Annotated in this window: 22 protein-coding genes and 1 tRNA gene; 22 read left to right on the forward strand and 1 reads right to left on the reverse strand. The window is 43.0% G+C overall.

Translation table 11 applies throughout. The features are described from left to right. The first annotated feature begins 169 nt into the window (after positions 1 to 169). The 22 genes from E1160_RS06055 (at position 170) to E1160_RS06160 (ending at position 19,999) form a co-directional block, all read left to right on the forward strand. A tRNA-Asp gene (locus E1160_RS06055) sits at positions 170 to 246 on the forward strand. A gap of 417 nt (positions 247 to 663) precedes the next feature. Further along, the gene (locus tag E1160_RS06060) at positions 664 to 1,032 is read left to right on the forward strand and encodes an NADH-quinone oxidoreductase subunit A (protein WP_407923888.1); all 369 of its coding nucleotides are present in this window, start codon (positions 664 to 666) and stop codon (positions 1,030 to 1,032) included. Beyond that, positions 1,023 to 1,550, forward strand: coding sequence for a NuoB/complex I 20 kDa subunit family protein (locus E1160_RS06065; RefSeq protein WP_155154113.1), 528 nt, complete (start codon positions 1,023 to 1,025; stop codon positions 1,548 to 1,550). Before E1160_RS06060 ends, E1160_RS06065 begins: the two co-directional genes overlap by 10 nt. Positions 1,551 to 1,561: 11 nt before the next feature. Next, a complete protein-coding gene (locus E1160_RS06070) occupies positions 1,562 to 2,191 on the forward strand; it encodes an NADH-quinone oxidoreductase subunit C (protein ID WP_155154114.1) in 630 nt (209 codons plus the stop codon). A gap of 2 nt (positions 2,192 to 2,193) precedes the next feature. Then, positions 2,194 to 3,393 (forward strand): NADH-quinone oxidoreductase subunit D, encoded by a 1,200-nt coding sequence (locus tag E1160_RS06075; RefSeq protein WP_155154115.1) that lies wholly within the window; start codon positions 2,194 to 2,196, stop codon positions 3,391 to 3,393. Beyond that, positions 3,390 to 3,995 carry a complex I 24 kDa subunit family protein gene (locus E1160_RS06080; RefSeq protein ID WP_155154116.1) on the forward strand — a complete coding sequence of 202 codons (606 nt, stop codon included), beginning with the start codon at positions 3,390 to 3,392 and terminating at the stop codon, positions 3,993 to 3,995. Before E1160_RS06075 ends, E1160_RS06080 begins: the two co-directional genes overlap by 4 nt. A 13-nt stretch (positions 3,996 to 4,008) precedes the next feature. After that, positions 4,009 to 5,292, forward strand: coding sequence for an NADH-quinone oxidoreductase subunit NuoF (gene nuoF / locus E1160_RS06085; RefSeq protein WP_155154117.1), 1,284 nt, complete (start codon positions 4,009 to 4,011; stop codon positions 5,290 to 5,292). A gap of 24 nt (positions 5,293 to 5,316) precedes the next feature. Further along, a complete protein-coding gene (gene nuoG / locus E1160_RS06090; RefSeq protein WP_155154118.1) occupies positions 5,317 to 7,383 on the forward strand; it encodes an NADH-quinone oxidoreductase subunit NuoG in 2,067 nt (688 codons plus the stop codon). After that, positions 7,376 to 8,416, forward strand: a complete 1,041-nt coding sequence (gene nuoH, locus E1160_RS06095; protein ID WP_155154119.1) for an NADH-quinone oxidoreductase subunit NuoH — start codon at positions 7,376 to 7,378, stop codon at positions 8,414 to 8,416. The genes nuoG and nuoH overlap by 8 nt, the downstream gene beginning before the upstream one ends. Positions 8,417 to 8,431: 15 nt before the next feature. Further along, positions 8,432 to 8,917, forward strand: coding sequence for an NADH-quinone oxidoreductase subunit NuoI (gene nuoI / locus E1160_RS06100; RefSeq protein ID WP_155154120.1), 486 nt, complete (start codon positions 8,432 to 8,434; stop codon positions 8,915 to 8,917). 72 nt (positions 8,918 to 8,989) lie between these two features. Next, positions 8,990 to 9,604 carry an NADH-quinone oxidoreductase subunit J gene (locus tag E1160_RS06105; protein ID WP_155154121.1) on the forward strand — a complete coding sequence of 205 codons (615 nt, stop codon included), beginning with the start codon at positions 8,990 to 8,992 and terminating at the stop codon, positions 9,602 to 9,604. Positions 9,605 to 9,606: 2 nt separating this feature from the next. Next, positions 9,607 to 9,915 (forward strand): NADH-quinone oxidoreductase subunit NuoK, encoded by a 309-nt coding sequence (nuoK, locus tag E1160_RS06110; protein WP_155154122.1) that lies wholly within the window; start codon positions 9,607 to 9,609, stop codon positions 9,913 to 9,915. 8 nt (positions 9,916 to 9,923) lie between these two features. Further along, positions 9,924 to 11,858 (forward strand): NADH-quinone oxidoreductase subunit L, encoded by a 1,935-nt coding sequence (gene nuoL, locus E1160_RS06115; protein ID WP_155154123.1) that lies wholly within the window; start codon positions 9,924 to 9,926, stop codon positions 11,856 to 11,858. 18 nt (positions 11,859 to 11,876) lie between these two features. Beyond that, a complete protein-coding gene (locus E1160_RS06120) occupies positions 11,877 to 13,400 on the forward strand; it encodes an NADH-quinone oxidoreductase subunit M (RefSeq protein WP_155154124.1) in 1,524 nt (507 codons plus the stop codon). 21 nt (positions 13,401 to 13,421) lie between these two features. Further along, positions 13,422 to 14,873 carry an NADH-quinone oxidoreductase subunit NuoN gene (gene nuoN / locus E1160_RS06125; protein ID WP_155154125.1) on the forward strand — a complete coding sequence of 484 codons (1,452 nt, stop codon included), beginning with the start codon at positions 13,422 to 13,424 and terminating at the stop codon, positions 14,871 to 14,873. Positions 14,874 to 14,880: 7 nt separating this feature from the next. Next, positions 14,881 to 15,684 (forward strand): biotin--[acetyl-CoA-carboxylase] ligase, encoded by an 804-nt coding sequence (locus tag E1160_RS06130; protein ID WP_155154126.1) that lies wholly within the window; start codon positions 14,881 to 14,883, stop codon positions 15,682 to 15,684. Further along, the gene (locus tag E1160_RS06135; RefSeq protein ID WP_155154127.1) at positions 15,668 to 16,438 is read left to right on the forward strand and encodes a type III pantothenate kinase; all 771 of its coding nucleotides are present in this window, start codon (positions 15,668 to 15,670) and stop codon (positions 16,436 to 16,438) included. Before E1160_RS06130 ends, E1160_RS06135 begins: the two co-directional genes overlap by 17 nt. Positions 16,439 to 16,456: 18 nt before the next feature. After that, positions 16,457 to 18,130: a ribonuclease J gene (locus tag E1160_RS06140; protein ID WP_155154128.1), complete on the forward strand. Its 1,674-nt coding sequence runs from the start codon at positions 16,457 to 16,459 to the stop codon at positions 18,128 to 18,130. A gap of 28 nt (positions 18,131 to 18,158) precedes the next feature. Further along, on the forward strand, positions 18,159 to 18,563 hold the full coding sequence (gene mce, locus E1160_RS06145) for a methylmalonyl-CoA epimerase (RefSeq protein WP_155154134.1): 405 nt from the start codon (positions 18,159 to 18,161) through the stop codon (positions 18,561 to 18,563). Between the two features lie 12 nt (positions 18,564 to 18,575). Beyond that, positions 18,576 to 18,815 (forward strand): DUF1467 family protein, encoded by a 240-nt coding sequence (locus E1160_RS06150; RefSeq protein WP_155154129.1) that lies wholly within the window; start codon positions 18,576 to 18,578, stop codon positions 18,813 to 18,815. 88 nt (positions 18,816 to 18,903) lie between these two features. Beyond that, positions 18,904 to 19,461 carry a DNA-3-methyladenine glycosylase I gene (locus E1160_RS06155; protein ID WP_155154130.1) on the forward strand — a complete coding sequence of 186 codons (558 nt, stop codon included), beginning with the start codon at positions 18,904 to 18,906 and terminating at the stop codon, positions 19,459 to 19,461. Positions 19,462 to 19,507: 46 nt separating this feature from the next. Then, positions 19,508 to 19,999 carry a hypothetical protein gene (locus E1160_RS06160; protein ID WP_218048740.1) on the forward strand — a complete coding sequence of 164 codons (492 nt, stop codon included), beginning with the start codon at positions 19,508 to 19,510 and terminating at the stop codon, positions 19,997 to 19,999. On the opposite strand, the gene cobD is transcribed toward E1160_RS06160, so the two are convergent. Next, positions 19,996 to 20,950: threonine-phosphate decarboxylase CobD (gene cobD, locus E1160_RS06165; RefSeq protein ID WP_155154132.1), on the reverse strand; the 955-nt coding region annotated here is incomplete at its 5' end. The genes E1160_RS06160 and cobD overlap by 4 nt on opposite strands.

A 20,950-nucleotide genomic window follows, 5' to 3' on the forward strand; every position in this document is an offset into this window, starting at 1 on the left:
ATAAATCAACTGGATACATCGTATTTCAGATAGGTGTTACAAAATAATTAAAAAAAGTATAAACATCATGTTGACAGAGAGGGGCGAGGCAAGTAGATATTCGCCCGTCAAGAGCGAACGGCACTGAGTTATTCACAAGGTAACGTTAGTTTTTGATGCTCACAAATGTGGGGGTGTAGCTCAGTTGGTTAGAGCGCCGGCCTGTCACGCCGGAGGTCGCGAGTTCAAGTCTCGTCACTCTCGCCACTTTCTCTATGAAAGTTGCAAGCGTCGCCAAATTGGTTTGACGCTTTTTTTATGAAAAAAATCAGACTCTTGTATAATCAACTTTATAAGATTTTTTTACTTCCCCCCTTGGATTTTCCGATTAATCTCCCTATAGTGCCGCAAAATAGTAGGTGTTAATGCGTCTGTCTTTTGTCGCACCCAATATAAGAGGTTGCCGCTTTTAGATGAATTACTTGATCTAGAGCAAGGCTTTAGCTGGAAAAATACGCCTATAACTGTTATTGAGAATAGGTGATCTATTCTCGGTCAACTGGATCGATTTTTATGACGAGTTCGAAGCACCACTTCCGTGGTTCCAATTCGTTAACATTCTGAGGAGGTATAAAGTAGCGTGGTAGCTGCTTATATACGCCTTAGTGAAGGGGAGCATTAAATATGCTGGATCAGCTCTTGAGTGAGTATTTTCCGATCCTGGTCTTTTTGGGTATTGCCATTGGACTATGCGTCGTCATGATTCTTGGAAGCATGATCGTCGCACGCCAAAAACCGGATCCTGAAAAATTATCCGCCTATGAGTGCGGTTTTGAAGCTTTCGACGATGCGCGTACACGCTTTGACGTTCGTTTCTATCTTGTGACCTTACTTTTCATCATTTTTGATCTTGAAGTCGCTTTCCTTTTCCCTTGGGCTGTCAGTCTTGGGAATATAGGATTGTTTGGTTTTTGGTCTATGGTGATTTTCCTAGTAATTTTGACCATTGGCTTTGCCTATGAGTGGAAGAAAGGGGCTCTAGAATGGGAGTAATCTCTAATCCGTCTCAAAATAAGCCTAACCCAACTTTGAAGGCTGTAAATGACGAGCTAACAGACAAAGGCTTTGTCGTTGCAAATTTTGATAAGTTGGTGAACTGGGCACGCACAGGGTCTATGTGGCCAATGACTTTCGGTCTTGCTTGCTGTGCGGTAGAGATGATTCATGCATATATGCCACGTTATGACTTGGACCGTTTTGGTGTTGTTGTACGTGCATCCCCACGTCAATCCGATGTGATGATTGTTGCCGGTACATTAACGAACAAAATGGCACCTGCATTGCGTAAGGTTTATGACCAGATGGCGGAGCCACGTTGGGTGATTTCTATGGGGTCTTGTGCAAATGGTGGTGGTTATTATCACTATTCATACGCGGTTGTTCGCGGTTGTGACCGTGTGGTTCCTGTGGATGTTTACGTGCCTGGTTGCCCCCCAACAGCAGAAGCTTTGATCTACGGCGTTCTTCAATTGCAGAAGAAAATTCGTAGAACTGGTTCTATTAAACGCTAAGGATGCTTGAGATGAGTGAAATTAATCAAGCGTTGGAAGAACTTGGCGCGTATATAGAAGTCAAACTTTCTGATGACATCGAATCCTACGAAATGAAGAATGGTGAACTGATTCTTCATGTGAGTTTGAATTCAATTCAAAAAGTCTCTCAATTCTTGCGAGATGATGCGCGCTGCTTGTTCAAGCAATGTATGGATGTTTGCGGTGTTGATTACCCAGAGCGAGAGAAACGCTTTGAAGTGGTTTATAATCTGTTGAGCATGAAACATAATCAACGCATTCGTATGAAGGTTTCTACTGACGAAGATACGCCAGTACCAAGCGTTTGTGGAATATGGCCTACAGCAAATTGGTTTGAGCGTGAAGCATGGGATATGTATGGTGTGTTCTTCTCTGATCATCCTGATTTACGTCGAATCCTAACAGATTATGGTTTTGATGGTCATCCTCTTCGTAAAGACTTCCCACTTACCGGGAATGTGGAAGTTCGTTATGATGAAGAAGAGGGGCGTATTGTTTATGAGCCTGTTCATTTGACACAGGAATTCCGAAAATTTGAGTTTTCTAGTCCTTGGGAAGGTATGACACCGATTTTACCGGGTGATGAGAAGGCGACTGTAGAAGAGGGAGAGGGCAAGTAGTTATGGCCGAAACCCTAGTTAAAACAGAAGATCCTACCATTAAACCAATGACAATTAACTTTGGTCCGCAACATCCGGCGGCCCATGGTGTGTTGCGCATGGTAATGGAAATGGATGGTGAAGTGATCGATCGTGTAGACCCGCATATTGGTCTGTTACATCGTGGTACTGAAAAACTTATTGAACATAAAAGCTATATGCAGGCGGTTCCGTATTTTGACCGTCTTGATTATGTTGCACCTATGTCTCAGGAACATGCTTTTTGTCTGGCAACTGAGAAGTTGTTAGGCGTGGAAGTGCCAGAGCGTGGTCAATACATTCGTGTATTGTTTGCCGAAATTTCCCGTATTTTAAATCACTTATTGAACGTTCCTGCTTATGCGATGGATGTTGGTGCGATGACACCAATGTTATGGGCGTTTGAAGAGCGTGAAAAATTGATGGAAATATATGAGGCTGTATGTGGTGCGCGTATGCATGCTGCTTACTTCCGAGTTGGTGGTGTTCATCAAGATATGCCCGCTGGCATGGCTGAGAAAATCATCGAATGGGCTGATGAGTTTCCTAAATTTCTTGCTGATATGGAAACATTGCTGAATGATAACCGTATCTTTAAGCAACGTTCTGTGGATATTGGTATTATCTCACCTGATGACGCGATGGCATGGGGCTGTACAGGCCCAACTTTGCGCGGGTCTGGTATCGCATGGGATTTACGTAAATCTCAACCATATGATGTTTACGACAACATCGATTTCGATATTCCTGTTGGCAAAAACGGTGACTGCTATAGCCGCTATCTTGTTCGTGTTGCGGAGATTCGTGAGAGTGTGAAAATCATTCGTCAATGTATTGCAGATATGCCCGAAGGCCCTGTGATGACCACTGACGGTAAAGTTGGTCCACCTAAACGTGGTGAGATGAAACAATCTATGGAAGCCTTGATTCATCACTTCAAGCTCTACACTGAAGGTTTCCATGTTCCTGCAAGTGAAACGTATACGGCCGTGGAAGCGCCAAAAGGTGAGTTCGGCGTATATCTTGTTTCTGATGGTTCTGCGAAACCGTATCGTTGTAAAATTCGTGCCCCTGGATATGCGCATCTGCAGTCTATGGATCATTTCTGTAAAGGCCATATGCTGGCAGATTCAGTTGCGATTCTTGGTGGTTTCGACGTTGTATTTGGTGAGATTGACCGATGAGTAATGAAACATTTGAATTTCAGGGAGAGTTTTTGGCGGAAGTTGAACGCGCCATCGCAAAATATCCTGAAGGTCGTAAGCAAAGTGCGGTTTTGACTTGTCTTGATCAAGCTCAACGTCAATTGCATGACCATGGTCACTATGTGACTGAAGCTGCGTTCGAAGGTATCTCCAAACTGTTGGAAATGCCGCTGATTCGCGTCAAAGAAGTGGCGAGCTTCTTTACAATGATCAATACGGTTCCTGTAGGGAATCACCACATTCAATTATGTGGAACAACGCCTTGTATGTTACGTGGGGCTAAAGAGCTTCGCAAAGCTGTTGAAAAACATCTTGGTATTGAAAATGGCGAAACAACGGTGGATGGTGAATTTACACTGACCGAAGTTGAATGTTTGGGCGCATGTTCTAATGCCCCAATGGTCCAAATCAATGATGATTTCTTCGAAGATTTAACAGAAGAAAGCCTTTTGACAATTTTGGATGCCTTGAAGGCAGGAGAACCAGTGAAAATCGGCCCACAAAATGGTCGTCGCTGTTCTGAACCTGAAGGTGGTCCTATTGTCCTGCTGGAAGGTGACTTCCCGCAGAAAAGCGCATAGGGGAGAGTGAGATATGCTACAAGATAAAGATCGCATGTTCACAAACCTCTACGGATATCATCCGTGGAATTTGAAAGATGCTATGAAGCGCGGCGCCTGGGACGGTACCAAAGCTTTATTGGAAAAAGGTCGCGATTGGATTGTCGAGGAAATGAAAGCTTCGGGTCTTCGTGGTCGCGGTGGTGCGGGTTTCCCGACAGGTTTGAAATGGTCCTTTATGCCGAAAGATGTCGAAGGTCCTGTTTATCTGGTGGTGAATGCCGATGAATCGGAGCCAGGTACCTGTAAAGACCGTGAGATTATGCGTAATGATCCTCATATTCTTTTAGAAGGTTGCTTATTAGCTGCCCATGCAATTGGGGCAACTGCTGTATATATTTATATCCGTGGTGAGTTTGTTTATGAAGCTTCCGTCTTGGAAGGTGCTGTCAAAGAAGCTTATGATGCGGGATTGATTGGTAAGAATGCCTGCAAATCCGGTTATGATTGCGATATTTTCGTACATCGTGGAGCAGGGGCCTATATTTGTGGTGAAGAAACAGCGTTGATCGAAAGCCTTGAGGGTAAAAAAGGTCAGCCACGTTTGAAACCACCATTCCCTGCTATGGCTGGTCTTTATGGCCGTCCGACAACAGTTAACAATGTGGAATCAATTGCGTCTGCACCTGCTATTTTGAAACGCGGTGCAGATTGGTTCAAAGGCTTTGGTCGCGAAAATAACCATGGTACCAAATTATTCTGTATTTCTGGTCACGTGAACAAGCCTTGTAACATTGAAGAAGAAATGTCCATTCCACTTAAAGAGTTGCTTGAAAAGCATTGCGGCGGTGTCCGTGGAGGTTGGGATAATTTACTTGCAGTTATCCCGGGCGGTTCTTCTGTACCATTGTTACCAAAACATATCTGTGACGATGTGTTGATGGATTATGATGCATTGCGTGAACATACATCAGGCCTTGGAACTGCGGCAGTAATCGTAATGGATAAATCCACTGATGTTGTTGAGGCAATTGCACGTTTATCATATTTCTACAAACATGAGAGCTGTGGCCAGTGTACACCTTGTCGTGAGGGTACAGGTTGGATGTGGCGCATGATGGAACGTATGGTACGTGGTGATGCGACAGTTGAGCAAATCGATATGCTTTGGGAAGTAACTAAGCAAATCGAAGGTAAAACCATTTGTGCATTGGGTGATGCTGCTGCATGGCCAATTCAGGGACTGATCCGTCATTTCCGTCCTGAATTGGAAAAGCGCATCATGGAAGCGCGCAAGATTGCAAAATCTGCAGCGTAACGGATCGATAAGGAGATAACCGAAATGCCAGTTTGTCAGGTAAACGGTCAGGAAGTCGAATTTGATGCAGGGATGACAGTACTTCAAGTCTGCGAACAAGCAGGTGTTGAAGTACCGCGCTTCTGCTATCATGAACGTCTTTCTGTTGCTGGTAACTGCCGTATGTGTCTTGTGGAAGTCAAACCTGGACCTCCAAAGCCTGCCGCTAGTTGCGCTCTTCCAGCCGGAGACGGTATGGAAATTTTCACAGATTCCGAGATGGTTCGTTCTGCTCGAAACGGGGTAATGGAATTCTTGCTCATCAACCATCCGCTTGATTGTCCAATTTGTGACCAAGGCGGTGAATGTGACTTGCAAGACCAAGCTGTTGCTTATGGCCGTGATGGAAGTCGTTTTGAAGAAAACAAACGCGCTGTAAAAGAAAAATATATGGGGCCATTGATCAATACGATCATGACGCGTTGTATTCATTGTACACGTTGCGTGCGTTTCTCTACCGAAGTTGGTGGCGTTACAGACATGGGCTTGTTGAATCGCGGTGAAAGTGCAGAGATTTCTACACTGGAACGCGCTGTTTCTTCAGAGCTTTCTGCAAACGTGATCGACCTTTGTCCGGTAGGTGCTTTAACTTCTAAACCCTATGCATTTAATGCACGTCCGTGGGAATTGAAGAAAACTGAAACAATTGATGTTTTAGATGCTGTAGGCTCTAACATCCGTGTTGATGCCCGCGGTAACGAAGTTCTACGTGTTCTTCCGCGTTTGAATGAAGATGTGAACGAAGAATGGATTTCAGATAAAACACGTTACGCATGTGATGGATTGAAAAATCAACGTCTGGACCGTGCATATGTGCGTGGTACCGATGGCAAATTGAAACCTGCAAGCTGGGATGAGGCTTTCGCGGCAGTGAAAGACAAGCTTTCTGGTTTAAAAGGTGATGAAATTGGCGCGATTGCAGGGGATCAAGTAGACGTCGAATCCATGTATGCCCTTAAAGAGCTCATGAATTCACTGGGATCTGAAAATACAGATTGTCGCCAAGATGGCGCGAAACTGGATAATTCAGTGCGTGCGTCATATTTGTTCAACACAACAATTGCTGGTATCGAAGAAGCAGATGCTTTGTTAATTGTTGGTGCGAACCCACGTTGGGAGGCGCCGATTATTAATGCACGTATCCGTAAACGTTGGTTAACTGGCCAAATGCAAGTTGGTGTGATTGGTGAAACGCTTCGCCTTACATATGACTATAGCTATTTAGGTGCAGGAACCGATAGCTTGAAGCAAGTTGCGGATGGCAAAGCTGACTTTGCGAAAGTCCTCAAAGATGCCAAGAACCCGATGATTATTGTTGGTTCTGGTGCTTTGTCCCGTGAAGATGGCGCAGCGATCTTAGCTGCAGCAAAGAAAATTGCTGATAACACCGGTATGATTACTGATGAATGGAACGGATTTAACGTGCTTCATACGGCAGCAAGTCGCGTTGGTGGTCTTGATATCGGCTTCGTTCCAGGTAAATCTGGTAAATCTGTTGCTGATATGACTGCAGGTTCTGTGAAAGCGGTTTATTTACTAGATGCAGATGAAATCAATACAGAGGCATTGAAAGATACTTTTGTGGTTTATCAAGGCCATCATGGTGATAAAGCCGCACATGTTGCCGATGTCATTTTACCGGGATCTGCGTATACTGAAAAATCGGGTACTTATGTGAATACGGAAGGTCGTGTGCAGGTAAGTAAGCGTGCTGTATTTGCACCGGGTGAAGCCAAAGAAGATTGGGCGATTCTACGTGCCTTGTCTGAAGTTCTTGGTAAAACACTACCTTATAACAGTTTGGCTGAGCTTCGTATCGCGTTGCGTAAAGACTTCCCTCATATGGCTGAAGTCGATGCGACACCAACAGCAACTTGGGGTGATTTCGGCACATCAGGCGATATGTCTTCCGACGTTTTTGCTAGTCCGATTGAAAACTTCTATATGACTTGTGCAATTAGTCGTTCTTCCGAAACAATGGCAAAATGTACACAAGATATCATTCTAAACGCGAAAGCGGCTGAAGGGGAGGCGACAGGAACCAATGGCTGATTTCTTGGCAGGTCTCATTAATGCGGTTTGGTGGCAGGATTATGCAGCCCCCTTACTCGCAATTGTGATTTATTGTTTGCTGATTACAGTGCCGATTCTTTTGTCAGTTGCTTATCTGACATTGGCTGAACGTAAAGTGATTGGTTGGATGCAATATCGTAAAGGTCCAAACGTTGTTGGCCCATTTGGTTTATTGCAACCTTTAGCCGATGGTTTGAAATTGTTTTTGAAAGAAACAATTATTCCTTCCGGTTCCAACCGCGCCTTATTTGTAATTGCCCCAGCATTGACTTTTATTTTGGCGTTGATTGCTTGGGCTGTAATTCCTTTCGGTGAGGGGATGGTATTAGCGGACATTAATGTCGGTATTTTATATCTATTCGCGATCTCTTCGTTAGGTGTATATGGTATCGTGATTGCTGGTTGGGCATCTAACTCCAAATATGCGTTCTTAGGTGCGTTACGTTCTGCGGCTCAGATGGTATCTTACGAGGTATCTATGGGTTTGGTAATCGTAACAGTATTGATCTTCACAAACAGTTTGAACTTGTCTGATATTGTTCGGTATCAACAAGAAAATATGTGGTTTGTGATTCCGTTGTTACCAATGTTCGTTGTTTTCTACATCTCTATTTTGGCTGAAACAAACCGTGCGCCATTTGACTTACCGGAAGCGGAAGCCGAATTGGTATCAGGGTACAACGTTGAATATTCATCTATGACATTTGCGTTATTCTTCCTTGGAGAATATGCGAATATGATCTTGATGTCTGGTATGGCGACAACATTGTTCTTAGGCGGTTGGTTGCCACCGTTTGACATCGCACCATTGAACATGATCCCGGGTCCAATCTGGTTTGCCTTAAAAACAGCTTTGATGTTGTTTGGTTTCCTTTGGGTTCGTGCCACATTCCCACGTTACCGTTATGACCAGTTAATGCGTTTGGGGTGGAAAGTCTTCCTGCCATTCACATTACTTTGCGTATTCTTATATGCAGGTATTGCGGTATATGGCGGATTTTTAGCAGGTTAAGGAAGGAAGAAAAAAATGTCTTTTGATCAGGTAGCACGTTCTTTCCTATTGACTGAATTGCTTCAGGGTATGGCGCTTACACTTAAAGCCATGTTCCGTCCAAAACATACAATCAACTATCCTTATGAAAAGGGACCATTAAGTCCACGTTTCCGCGGTGAACATGCGTTACGTCGATATGCGAATGGCGAGGAACGTTGTATTGCATGTAAGCTTTGCGAAGCGATTTGTCCCGCACAGGCGATTACAATTGAAGCGGAACCACGGGAAGATGGTTCACGTCGGACAACACGTTACGATATCGATATGACAAAATGTATCTACTGCGGCTTCTGTCAGGAAGCATGTCCAGTAGATGCGGTTGTTGAGGGACCAAATTTTGAATTTGCAACAGAAACACGTGAAGAGCTTTTCTATAATAAAGACAAGCTTCTTGCGAATGGTGATCGTTGGGAATTTGAAATTGCGAAAAACATCGAATTGGATGCGCCTTATCGTTAAGGCAGAAGGGAAGATTTGATGTTTTTCATGTTTAAAGGGAATCAAAACCAGCTGAAGCTGGAGGTTAGATAGATGATACAAACCCTTGTTTTTTATATGTTCGCAATCATCACGATCGCTTGCGGTTTTATGGTGATTACAGCAAGAAACCCGGTTCATTCCGTGCTGTTTCTTATTCTTGCATTTTTTAATGCGGCAGGTCTGTTCCTGTTGCAAGGCGCAGAGTTCATATCAATGATCCTTGTGATTGTTTATGTGGGGGCTGTGGCTGTGTTGTTCCTCTTTGTCGTAATGATGTTAGATGTGAACTTGAACGAGATGCGCCGCGGCTTTGTTAAATATTTGCCAATTGGATTAGCTGTTGGTGCCGTTCTTCTTGTTGAATTATTTACAATCTTCACCGCATGGGTGGTTGAACCTGCAGTTATTTCTGTGAATGCAGCAACAGCGACACCAGCTGCGTCGGAGGTTCATAATACAGAGGCGTTGGGTAATCTCATTTATACACATTACGTATATTTGTTTATGGGATCCGGCATGGTTCTATTGCTGGCGATGGTTGGGGCTATCGTTCTTACACTTCGTTCTCGTGACGGTGTTAAGAAACAGCGTATTATGGATCAGATTGCTCGCCCGGCTTCAGAAGAAGTTGAATTGGTTAAAGTTTCATCCGGGGGAGGGATTTAATCATGGAAATTGGTATTGCACATTACCTTTCAGTAGCTGGTATCCTTTTCACATTGGGATTGTTCGGTATTTTCCTCAACCGTAAGAACGTCATTATCATCTTGATGTCCGTTGAGCTTATGTTGCTAGCGGTGAATATCAACTTGGTGACATTCTCTACGCATCTTCAGGATTTATCTGGTCAGATTTTCTCGATCTTTGTCCTGACGGTTGCCGCTGCGGAAGCAGCAATCGGTCTGGCGATCCTTGTCGTTTATTATCGTAATCGTGCGACCATCGCGGTCGACGACATTCATACCATGAAGGGCTAAGTCAAACTATGATTACCGGTATTGTCTTTTTACCTTTAATTGGCGCATTGATTGTCGGCTTTTTCGGTCGTGCTTTGGGCGATAAGGTATCTCAAATTATTACAACAGGTTTGCTGATGGTTGCGGCTGCCATGTCTTGGTTCACATTCTTTGATGTGGGCTTTGGTGGCAACGCATATACGGTAACCGTTCTTTCTTGGGTTGCTTCTGGTGACTTTATTTTCAACTGGGCTTTGAAAGTTGATACGTTAACAGCAGTGATGTTGATAGTGGTCACAACAGTGTCATCTGTGGTGCATTTATATTCTATCGGATATATGCATCATGATAAATCTGTACCACGTTTCATGGCTTATCTAAGCTTCTTTACATTTGCCATGTTAATGCTGGTAACAGCAGATAACTTGGTGCAAATGTTCTTTGGTTGGGAAGGCGTAGGTGTTGCATCTTATCTCTTGATTGGTTTCTGGTTCGAAAAACCATCTGCAAATGCAGCTGCGATGAAAGCGTTCATTGTAAACCGTGTTGGTGATTTTGGTTTCGCATTAGGTATCTTCTTAATCTTCGTTCTTACAGGTTCTGTTGAATTTGATACAATCTTTGCGGCAATCCCTGCAGTTGCAGACGCTAACTTTGTTTTCCTCGGTATGGAATTCAACGCCATAACAATTTCTTGTTTGTTATTGTTTATGGGCGCGATGGGTAAATCAGCACAGCTTGGTTTACACACATGGTTGCCAGATGCGATGGAAGGTCCAACACCTGTATCAGCCTTGATCCACGCGGCAACAATGGTGACAGCGGGCGTATTTATGGTATGTCGTCTATCTCCAATCTTCGAGTTTTCCGAAGTGGCATTGACGGTAGTGACAATCGTTGGCGCAACGACAGCTTTCTTCGCAGCAACAGTTGGTCTGACACAGACAGATATCAAACGTGTGATTGCTTATTCTACATGTTCCCAGTTGGGGTATATGTTCTTTGCAGCAGGCGTATCGGCGTATCCAGCAGCTATGTTCCATCTAACAACACATGCTTTCTTTAAAGCATTGTTATTCCTTGGTGCAGGTTCTGTGATCCATGCAATGTCTGATGAACAAAACATGATGAAAATGGGTGGTATCCGTAAATTGATCCCATTCACTTGGGCTGTGATGTTAATTGGTACATTGGCGATTACTGGTGTTCCTGGCCTCTCTGGTTATTTCTCTAAGGACATGATCATTGAAGCTGCTTATGCAGCAGGATCTGGTGCAGGTGGTTACGCGTTTTGGTTAGGCGTGATTGCGGCATTGATGACTTCGTTTTATAGCTGGCGTTTGATGTTCTTAACCTTCCATGGAAAACCTCGTGCAGATGAAAAAACAATGGCGCATGTTCATGAAAGTCCATTGGTTATGACAATCCCGTTAGCAATTCTTGCTGTTGGGGCTGTTGGTTTTGGTGCTGTATTCGCAGGTGACTTCATCGGTGAAGGTTATAAAGAATTCTGGGGTAGTTCTATCTACATCGCGGAAGCAAACAATATTATGAAAGAAGCGAAACAAGTACCTTCTTGGGTTGTTTGGTCTCCATTTATTGTGATGGTTCTTGGTTTGGTACTCGCTTGGGTTATTTATATTAAAAAGCCGGGCAGTGCCGACAAGTTGGCAAAAAGCTTCAGTGGTCTATATGCCTTCTCACTTAACAAATGGTATTTCGATGAATTGTATGATGCGATTTTCGTGAAGCCTTCTTTCGTGATCGGTCGTTTCTTCTGGAAACGCGGTGACGAGAAAACAATTGACTATTTCGGTCCTGATGGTGTTGCTGCACGAACCAAAGATGGTTCTAAGTTAGCTAGCCTACTTCAATCCGGATATGTTTATCATTATGCGTTTGCCATGCTGATTGGTGTGGTTGTGTTCGTAACCTGGTACATGCTTTCCGGCATGTCAGCATAATCCAGGGAGAGGAATATTATGACTTTAGACTGGCCTTTGCTGTCACTCACAACATTCCTGCCGACATTAGGCGCACTTGCTCTTTTACTGATCCCGGGATCAGCAGAGCAGGTAGCACGTAATGCACGTTGGACAGCCTTGTGGGTGTCACTTTGTACTTTCGTTCTTTCCCTGTTTATCTGGGCTAACTTTGACGGTACCAGTGCGGATTTCCAACTTATAGAAAGCTACGCTTGGATTCCTGCCTTTAATATCAACTACACAATGGGTGTGGATGGTATTTCTGTCTTCTTTGTTTTGTTATCTACCTTGCTAACACCAATTTGTATTCTTTCCAGTTGGGAAGCGATCAAGAAACATGTACGTGAATACATGATCGCTTTCTTGGTTTTGGAAACGATGATGGTTGGTATGTTCTTAGCCATGGATATCTTCCTCTTCTATATCTTCTTTGAAGGTGTATTGATCCCGATGTTTATCATTGTCGGTGTCTGGGGTGGTCAAAATCGTATCTACGCTGCATTTAAATTGTTCCTATATACTTTGTTAGGTTCTGTTTTGATGCTTGTTGCGATTTTGGTAATGTATTTCGAAACAGGTACAACAAATATTCCTGAATTAATGGCGCATGATTTTGCAGCTTCTATGCAAACATGGTTATGGTTGGCATTCTTTGCATCTTTTGCTGTGAAAGTGCCGATGTGGCCTGTTCACACATGGTTGCCTGATGCCCATGTACAAGCGCCAACAGCTGGTTCTGTTATTCTGGCTGGTGTATTGTTGAAGATGGGGGGCTATGGTTTCTTACGTTTCTCCATCCCGATGATGCCATTGGCGAGTGAGTATTTTGCTGATTTCGTATTCTGGCTATCTGTTATTGCGGTGATCTACACATCGTTGGTTGCATTGGTTCAAAGCGATATGAAAAAGCTGATTGCTTATTCCTCCATCGCACATATGGGATTCGTAACAGCTGCAATTTTCTCAATGAATGAACAGGCGATTGCAGGTTCTATTATTCAGATGTTAAGTCATGGCCTTGTATCAGGTGCTTTGTTCCTATGTGTTGGTGTCGTTTATGATCGTCTACATACACGCGAAATCGATGCTTATGGTGGTGTGGTGCATGTAATGCCAAGATATGCCGTGTTATTCATGTTCTTTACTATGGCATCAGTTGGTCTTCCGGGAACATCTGGATTCGTTGGTGAGTTCTTGATTCTTGTTGGTGCTTTCCAAGCATCCACTTGGTTAGCGGCTGGTTTGGCAACAGGTATGATCTTAGGTGCTGGTTACGCTTTATATCTCTATCGTCGTATTATCTTCGGTGCATTGGAAAAAGACTCAATCAAAGCGCTAACAGAAATGAATGCACGTGAAATTGCGATCTTCGTTCCATTGGTCATCCTGACCTTGTGGATGGGTATTTATCCAAACACATTCCTAGATCCAATTGCGGCATCTGTAACCCATCTTGTCCAAAACTATGAAACAAGCCTTGCAGCTGCTGCACAAACAGCAACAGCTAGCCTTGGCCAGTAAGTAAGAGAGGCACAAAGAAAAATGACTGAATTGCCTGTTTTATTCCCGGCTTATCCGGAAATCTTTCTGGCCATTGCAATTATGGCTTTGATGATGATCGGTGCTTATTCAAAAGCCGAGAACACATTAGGGGCTGTATCTGCCTTAACCCAAGTGAGTTTTGTCGTAACTGCAGGATTAGTTCTGTTTGTAGTTGGCGGTGCCACTCAATTGGCGATGAATGATTTATTCATCGTGGATCAGTTTGCAGTATATATGAAGCTATTGATCTTGTTGGCAAGTTTGCTTGCTGTAACAATGTCTAATGGTTTTATCCGCCGCGAAGGTATGGCTAAATTCGAATATCCAATTCTGATCGCATTTGCGACTTTGGGTATGATGATGATGGTTTCTGCCAATGACCTAATGTCATTATATATCGGCTTGGAACTGCAGAGTTTGTCCCTTTATGTAATGGCGGCTTTCCAACGTGATAATTCTCGCTCAACCGAAGCAGGATTGAAGTATTTCGTACTTGGCGCACTGTCTTCCGGTATGCTTCTTTATGGTATGTCCATGGTGTATGGATTTGCGGGGTCTACACAGTTTAATGCACTTGCAAATGCCTTTACAGCTGACACCGGTGCGCATATGGGCGTGATCGTTGGCTTGATATTTATGGTTGCCGGTCTGGCTTTTAAGATTTCTGCTGTTCCGTTCCACATGTGGACACCAGATGTGTATGAAGGTGCCCCAACACCTGTAACAGCTTTCTTTGCTGTTGCACCAAAAGTGGCCGCAATGGCATTGTTAATCCGTGTTCTTGTTGGCCCGTTTGGTGGTTTAGTTGCAGAATGGTCTCAAGTGATCGTAGTATTATCAATTCTGTCCATGTTCATCGGTTCATTTGCAGCGATCGCACAAAGTAATATTAAACGATTGATGGCTTATTCTTCTATCGGTCATATTGGTTTTGCTTTGATTGGTCTAGCGGCAGGCACAGAAGGCGGTGTCGAAGCTGTTCTGATTTATCTTGCGATTTATCTTGTAATGAATATCGGTACTTTTGCTTGTATCCTGAATATGAAAGTTGGCGGCCGCATGGTTGAAAACATTTCTGATTTGGCTGGACTAAGCAAAAATAACCCAGTTATGGCAATGTTAATTATGGTATTTATGTTCTCCATGGCTGGTATTCCGCCAATGGCAGGCTTCATGTCTAAGCTATTTGTATTTAAAGCAGCTATTGATGCTGGTTTGATTGCATTAACAGTGATTGGAGCAGTGACTTCAGTTGTGAGCGCATTTTATTACTTACGTGTTATCAAGGTAATGTATTTTGATGACCCTGCTGAAAAGTTGGATAGTGTTGAAAGTGGTGCAATGAAATTGATCTTGGCAGTGACAGGTATTGTGACTGCAACCATGATCTTTTACATGCCTGTTGTAACTGATCCGGCAATTAAAGCTGCATCTTCCTTATTTGGTGGATAATCGATAGGTGAATAGTAGCTCTATGAAAGCTTCTTACTTGCAAATGCCCGCAGGTTTCGATCTGCGGGCATTGCCTCTTGTGGGCTCCACCAATGATGTAGCCCGTGAAGAAGCAATGAAATACCCGCCAACCAGCGTGGGAAATGTTGTATTTTGGGCTGAGGCGCAGACAGGTGGAAGAGGGCGTCGTGGTCGCAGTTGGGCATCACCAGAGGGAAATTTATATTCCTCCATCCTTGTTCAAGATGTTGGTGACTTAGCCACTGCAGCTCAACTATCTTTTGTTACTGCGATTTCAATGCGTGCTGCTATTTCTAGATTTACACCTAAAAATCAAAATGTTGAATGTAAATGGCCTAATGACATTTTGGTTGATGGTGCCAAGATTTGTGGAATCTTGCTTGAGTGCGGCGTGAACAAGACGGGACAGAATTGGGTCGTTATTGGTGCCGGTGCGAATGTATCTCACCACCCAAGTGAAACACCTTATGAGGTGGCTCATATCAAACAATTTAACAAAGATATTGAGCCTTATATGTTGCTGAATGCATATCTAGAGGAATTTGCACAATTCTTTCAAATATGGAAATTAAACGGATTTAAAGAAATACGTGAAATCTGGTTACAAAATTGTTATGGATTTGGAAAAAATATCGTAGCTCGTTTAGCCAATAATCTTGAAGAACATGGTCGTTTCCTTGATATGGATGAGGAAGGGGCACTTATTCTTGAACGTGAAGACCTTAGTCGCGTTGCAATAACGGCTGGCGATGTATTTTTGAAAGGATGCGGCGATGCTGCTCGCAATTGATTCTGGGAATACCAATGTAGTCTTCGCTGTTTATGATGGTGATGAGCGTTTAGGCGTATGGCGTTGTATGAATGATCCAAAGCGCACAGCGGATGAATATGCGGTTTGGTTACATCAATTGATGGCTATCAAAGATATTGAGTTTAAGGATATTACGAGAACAATTCTGGCAAGTGTTGTACCGGAAACGATGTTTAATCTTGAAAGTCTATGCCGCCGATATTTCGATGATGATCCACTTTTAGTTTCTGCTATGTCGGGCATCAAGCTGGGCATAGAGGTATTGATAAAATATCCTCGTCAAGTGGGTGCAGATCGTATCGTGAATGCAATTGCAGGACATAAAAAATATGGTGGTCCGCTCATTATTGTGGATTTTGGGACCGCTACTACCTTTGATATTGTTGACGGTAACGGAAATTATTGTGGTGGTGTGATTGCCCCAGGTCCGAATTTATCTTTAAAATCCTTGTATATGGCCGCCGCGCAATTACCTTTAGTAGAGATTAAAGCCAGTGAAAAAGTCATTGGTGATGACACAGAATCTGCGATGCAATCAGGTATCTTCTGGGGCTATGTCGCCATGCTCGAAGGTATGATTGATCGTATAGTTAAAGAATTTGGTGAAGATATGAAAGTGATCGCCACAGGCGGCTTGTCGGATATATTTGCCCAATCAACTGATAAAATTCAAGATATTGATCGTGGTCTCACGCTTGATGGTTTGGTTGAAATATATAAAAGAAACATTTGACTAGAAAAGAAAAAATAAATGAGCGAATACCACAAAACGGGAAAGCCAGGTAAGGACGAACTTCTATTTTTACCATTAGGTGGTTCTGGTGAAATTGGCATGAACCTGAACCTATACGGTTATAACGGTAAATGGTTAATGGTCGATTACGGTATTACATTTGGTGATGTCACAACACCAGGTATCGATGTTATCTTCCCCGACCCAACCTTTATCGAAGATCGTGCGGATGATTTAGTAGGGTTGGTTTTAACACATGCCCATGAAGATCATTTAGGTGCGGTTCCATATCTTTGGGATTGTTTTGATTGTCCTATTTATGCCACTCCTTTTACAGCTGCTATTCTTCGAAAGAAGTTGGAGGAAAGCCAGTTTATAGGTGAGGCTAATATCATTGAAGTGCCTTTATCAGGGCAGTTTGAGGCAGGTCCGTTTGAGCTAGAACTTGTCTCGCTTACACATTCCATTCCGGAACCTAACGCCCTTATCATTCGTACCGAAGCAGGGAGTGTAATGCATACAGGGGATTGGAAACTTGATCCTGATCCTTTGTTAGGTCCGACGGCTGATGAAGAGCGTCTCATTCAAGCAGGAAAAGATGGTATCACCGCGATGGTTTGTGATTCCACCAACGCCTTGGTACCCGGTCGTTCAGGTTCCGAAGCGGATGTTCGTGAGAATCTGGTCGATATCGTCTCCAAGATTAAAGGCGGTGTTGCTATTGCTTGCTTTGCATCCAATGTTGCACGTCTTGAAAGTGCTGCTGTTGCTGCAAGTAAAAGTGGTCGAGCGGTATGTTTGGTCGGGCGATCTTTATGGCGTATGACAGAAGCCGCCAAAGCAACGGGCTATCTACAAGACATGCCTCCTTTCTTGGAAGCTGAAGAAGTGAAAGATCTTCCAAAAGAAAAAGTTCTGTATATCTGTACAGGAAGTCAGGGTGAACCACGTGCTGCATTGGCACGTATTGCACGTGGCGATCATCGTGATGTTAGTTTTGGAAAAGGGGATACAGTTATTTTTTCTAGCCGTGAAATTCCGGGGAATGAAATTTCAATCAACCGGGTTCAAAACGGTTTGGTTGAAAACGGCGTTACCTTGATTACAGCGGATGATTATGAAATTCATACCTCTGGACATCCAAATAAAGATGAATTAGCGCAGATGTATCAATGGATTCGCCCTGATGTTGCTATTCCTGTTCATGGTGAGTTACGTCATATGATGGGGCATGCACAATTGGCAAAAAACTGTCAGGTTCCGCATGGAATAGTACCGCGTAATGGTGCATTGATTAAAATCACCAAAGATGGAGCTGATGTCATTGATGAAGTACCCAATGGCCGTCTAGCATTGGATGGAAACCGCATTACGCCACTTGATAGTATTTCTTTGCGAGATCGTCGAAAGATGGGGTGGGGTGGTATGATTTTCGCCACCGTTGTCGTTGATGCAAAAGGCCGTTTGTATGAAGCGCCAAAGATTTCTGTTGAGGGCCTTCTGGAAGATCATGAAGAAGATGAATTTGCAGAATTGACTGATACGGTAGAACTGACAGTTAAAAGATTGGACCGTGACGAACGGTTGAATGATAAGAAGATTTCTGAAGCTGTTCGTATTGCGTTGCGTCGTCAGATCAATGATATTTGCGGTAAGAAGCCGAAGGCGCAAGTACATCTGGTGCGGATATGATCAAAAAGTATAAAACGGGAGTTGAATGATGATAGGGCGTCTGAACCATGTTGCGATTGTTGTACCGGATTTGGCAGCAGGAACCACAATGTATCGCGATACGTTAGGAGCGACAGTGTCAGAGCCTGTTGATATCCCAGAACATGGAGTCACTGTTGTTTTTGTGGAGCTCCCAAATACTAAAATTGAATTGCTTCATCCGTTGGGAGACGCATCGCCAATTGCAAAATTCTTGGAAAGTAATCCTTCCGGTGGAATGCATCATATTTGTTATGAGGTCGAGGATATCTTGGCTGCACGCGATAAGCTAAAGGCGGATGGCGCGCGCGTTTTAGGTGATGGGGAACCAAAAATTGGTGCACATGGCAAGCCTGTTCTATTCCTTCATCCAAAGGATTTCTGTGGCACCCTTGTTGAAATCGAACAAGTTTAAAAGGAACTATTTATGTCTATTGCTTCTGCAATCGTTACTTATGTAATAATCTGGTGGCTTGTTTTCTTTATGGCCCTTCCATTTGGTGTAGAACGCCCAAATGAAGATGAAGTTGAAATAGGGCATGAGCCAGGGGCGCCAAAGAAACCAATGCTTGTTAAAAAGGCACTTGTGACTTCAGTGATCACCGCTGTTCTCTTAGCCATTTGGTGGTATGTGCAATCATCAGGACTTATTAAACTTGATGTATAAGGTGATCTACTGCTGACATAATGCTGTCAGCAGTAGTTGTTTATAGTTCAACCAATTGAAAACATAGTATTAATTAAAGGAGTTCTTGATGAGCTGGTACTGCGACTATGCAATTGGTGATGATCTACATGGACCTTATCATGATAAGGAATATGGATTTCCTATTTGTGAGGAAAATCAATTATTTGAACGTCTTGTTTTAGAGATTAATCAAGCTGGCCTCAATTGGGGATTGATCCTCAAGAAAAAAGATAATTTTCATAAAGCTTATGATGGTTTTGATGTAGATATTGTTAGTGAATATTCTGAGAAGGACCGCGCGCGTCTTTTAGAAGATGAAGGTATCATCCGAAATAAATTAAAAGTGAATGCGGTGATTGAAAATGCCAAAACCATAAAGGCGATGCGAGATAGCCACGGCGGTTTTGATAAATGGATTGCATCACATCATCCATTGAAAAAATCTGAATGGGTTAAACTATTCAAGAAAACTTTTAAATTCACGGGTGGTGAGATTACTGGAGAGTTTTTGATGAGTATCGGATATTTACCCGGCACCCACAGCCCAGAATGTCCGATTTATAAAAAAATTGAAAAATTATCGCCAGCCTGGATGGCACAGGGATTGGAATTCTATCAGGAATAACCATAATAAGTTAACTTGGCGTCAAATTTGCTTCACTGATTTTATGATGATAAAGCGTATTATTACATTCACAATCCTATCTGTTATTTCTTTTCCTATGATTGCTATATCCCAGCAAACTGTGCCTTTGGAGAATCTAAATCTCAATCAACAGGAGAAGGAGCAACAGCGTAAGCTTGTCGCTTCGGGAAAAGCTTGTGAAAAAGCACTAAAAAAACATCGTACCGATGGTGCAGATTATATACCGGGCGTTGATGTACGCGGAAAACCTGTTACGTCAGCAAATGTAGATGGGCAGAATTATGAGTTTGATTTTCCAAACGTCATTGAGTTTGATTTAACTTTAAACGCATTTCAAGCTGCGGGGCGTAATGATCTTGCTACGCTTTTTCCCGATAGTAACTTCAATTTAGGACGTATTAAATACAACATCTCATCCGGTAAACTCACCTATAATGGTAAAACCTTAACAGATGAACAAAATAACGCATTATCAGATGCTTGTCTCACATATCAGAAGCTAAAATCTCAAGATTAAAAATCTAACAAAGCGTTTTCCAGCCGTTGCCATAATATTTCATTATGGAGGTCAGGGACCCCGACCCGCAGCCAATTTGGATTATATTCAAAATGACGCAGATAGATTCCTTGATGCCCTAGATGGTAAAATAAGGCAGAAGCGTTTTTGATGTGAAACAAGCGATAAAGAATAGTTCCCCCAACAATATCGCATCCAATTGCTGAAAAAAGATGATCCATTTTTTCGCTACTTTTAATAAGGTCAGCTTTTTGCTGCTCAATCCATTCTTGATCTTGATAAGCTTGTGTTGCCACGGCAAGCGTGATGGATGAGACAGCCCAGGGGCCTAATCTTCTTTGTAAGCGTTCGATAATCTCTTGAGGTGCAAGCAAGGTTCCTAAACGTATACCTGCAAGTCCAAAAAACTTACCAAAGGAACGTAAGATAATAAGCCCATCTTGCCCTGCATAATCTGACAAACTATCTTCAGGAGAAATATCAATAAAGGCCTCATCAATGACAAGGCATCCCCCCTTAGAAGCCTGTTGATTGGAAATCTCAAGTAGTTCTGATTGAGAATAAAACTTTCCATCTGGATTATTAGGATTAACCAGTAAAATGAATTTGGTATTTAAGGCTTGAGCTTCATTTATATCTTTTACTAAATGTACCTGATGGCCTGCTTCCTTCCAAGCTGGTACATGTTCACCATAAGTTGGATATAAAATTGCTATTTCGTCTGGAGCGAATAGGTGGGGTAACTGGCTTATGATAAATTGTGACCCAGGTGTAAGTAAGGCATTTGAGGGGGTTAGCCTTGCATCGTAATAGGAACCAGTTGCCGTAAGGCAAGCCTCATATAATGCTTTGGAAGGTAAAGCATTGATATTAAAGTTTTCTTTTAAATCAAATGGGTAGGCTGATTGGTTAATTCCCGTTGATAGGTCGATCCATTTGTCTTTTGGAAAA

Source organism: Curvivirga aplysinae (assembly GCF_009711445.1).
In the GTDB taxonomy this organism is placed as follows: domain Bacteria; phylum Pseudomonadota; class Alphaproteobacteria; order UBA8366; family Aestuariispiraceae; genus Curvivirga; species Curvivirga aplysinae.

Bases quoted from the DNA above. Each gene is read 5' to 3' on its own strand.
- E1160_RS06060 (WP_407923888.1), top strand. From the start codon at position 664: ATGCTGGATCAGCTCTTGAGTGAGTATTTTCCGATCCTGGTCTTTTTG.
- E1160_RS06065 (WP_155154113.1), top strand. From the start codon at position 1,023: ATGGGAGTAATCTCTAATCCGTCTCAAAATAAGCCTAACCCAACTTTG.
- E1160_RS06070 (WP_155154114.1), top strand. From the start codon at position 1,562: ATGAGTGAAATTAATCAAGCGTTGGAAGAACTTGGCGCGTATATAGAA.
- E1160_RS06075 (WP_155154115.1), top strand. From the start codon at position 2,194: ATGGCCGAAACCCTAGTTAAAACAGAAGATCCTACCATTAAACCAATG.
- E1160_RS06080 (WP_155154116.1), top strand. From the start codon at position 3,390: ATGAGTAATGAAACATTTGAATTTCAGGGAGAGTTTTTGGCGGAAGTT.
- nuoF (WP_155154117.1), top strand. From the start codon at position 4,009: ATGCTACAAGATAAAGATCGCATGTTCACAAACCTCTACGGATATCAT.
- nuoG (WP_155154118.1), top strand. From the start codon at position 5,317: ATGCCAGTTTGTCAGGTAAACGGTCAGGAAGTCGAATTTGATGCAGGG.
- nuoH (WP_155154119.1), top strand. From the start codon at position 7,376: ATGGCTGATTTCTTGGCAGGTCTCATTAATGCGGTTTGGTGGCAGGAT.
- nuoI (WP_155154120.1), top strand. From the start codon at position 8,432: ATGTCTTTTGATCAGGTAGCACGTTCTTTCCTATTGACTGAATTGCTT.
- E1160_RS06105 (WP_155154121.1), top strand. From the start codon at position 8,990: ATGATACAAACCCTTGTTTTTTATATGTTCGCAATCATCACGATCGCT.
- nuoK (WP_155154122.1), top strand. From the start codon at position 9,607: ATGGAAATTGGTATTGCACATTACCTTTCAGTAGCTGGTATCCTTTTC.
- nuoL (WP_155154123.1), top strand. From the start codon at position 9,924: ATGATTACCGGTATTGTCTTTTTACCTTTAATTGGCGCATTGATTGTC.
- E1160_RS06120 (WP_155154124.1), top strand. From the start codon at position 11,877: ATGACTTTAGACTGGCCTTTGCTGTCACTCACAACATTCCTGCCGACA.
- nuoN (WP_155154125.1), top strand. From the start codon at position 13,422: ATGACTGAATTGCCTGTTTTATTCCCGGCTTATCCGGAAATCTTTCTG.
- E1160_RS06135 (WP_155154127.1), top strand. From the start codon at position 15,668: ATGCTGCTCGCAATTGATTCTGGGAATACCAATGTAGTCTTCGCTGTT.
- E1160_RS06140 (WP_155154128.1), top strand. From the start codon at position 16,457: ATGAGCGAATACCACAAAACGGGAAAGCCAGGTAAGGACGAACTTCTA.
- mce (WP_155154134.1), top strand. From the start codon at position 18,159: ATGATAGGGCGTCTGAACCATGTTGCGATTGTTGTACCGGATTTGGCA.
- E1160_RS06150 (WP_155154129.1), top strand. From the start codon at position 18,576: ATGTCTATTGCTTCTGCAATCGTTACTTATGTAATAATCTGGTGGCTT.
- E1160_RS06155 (WP_155154130.1), top strand. From the start codon at position 18,904: ATGAGCTGGTACTGCGACTATGCAATTGGTGATGATCTACATGGACCT.
- E1160_RS06160 (WP_218048740.1), top strand. From the start codon at position 19,508: ATGATAAAGCGTATTATTACATTCACAATCCTATCTGTTATTTCTTTT.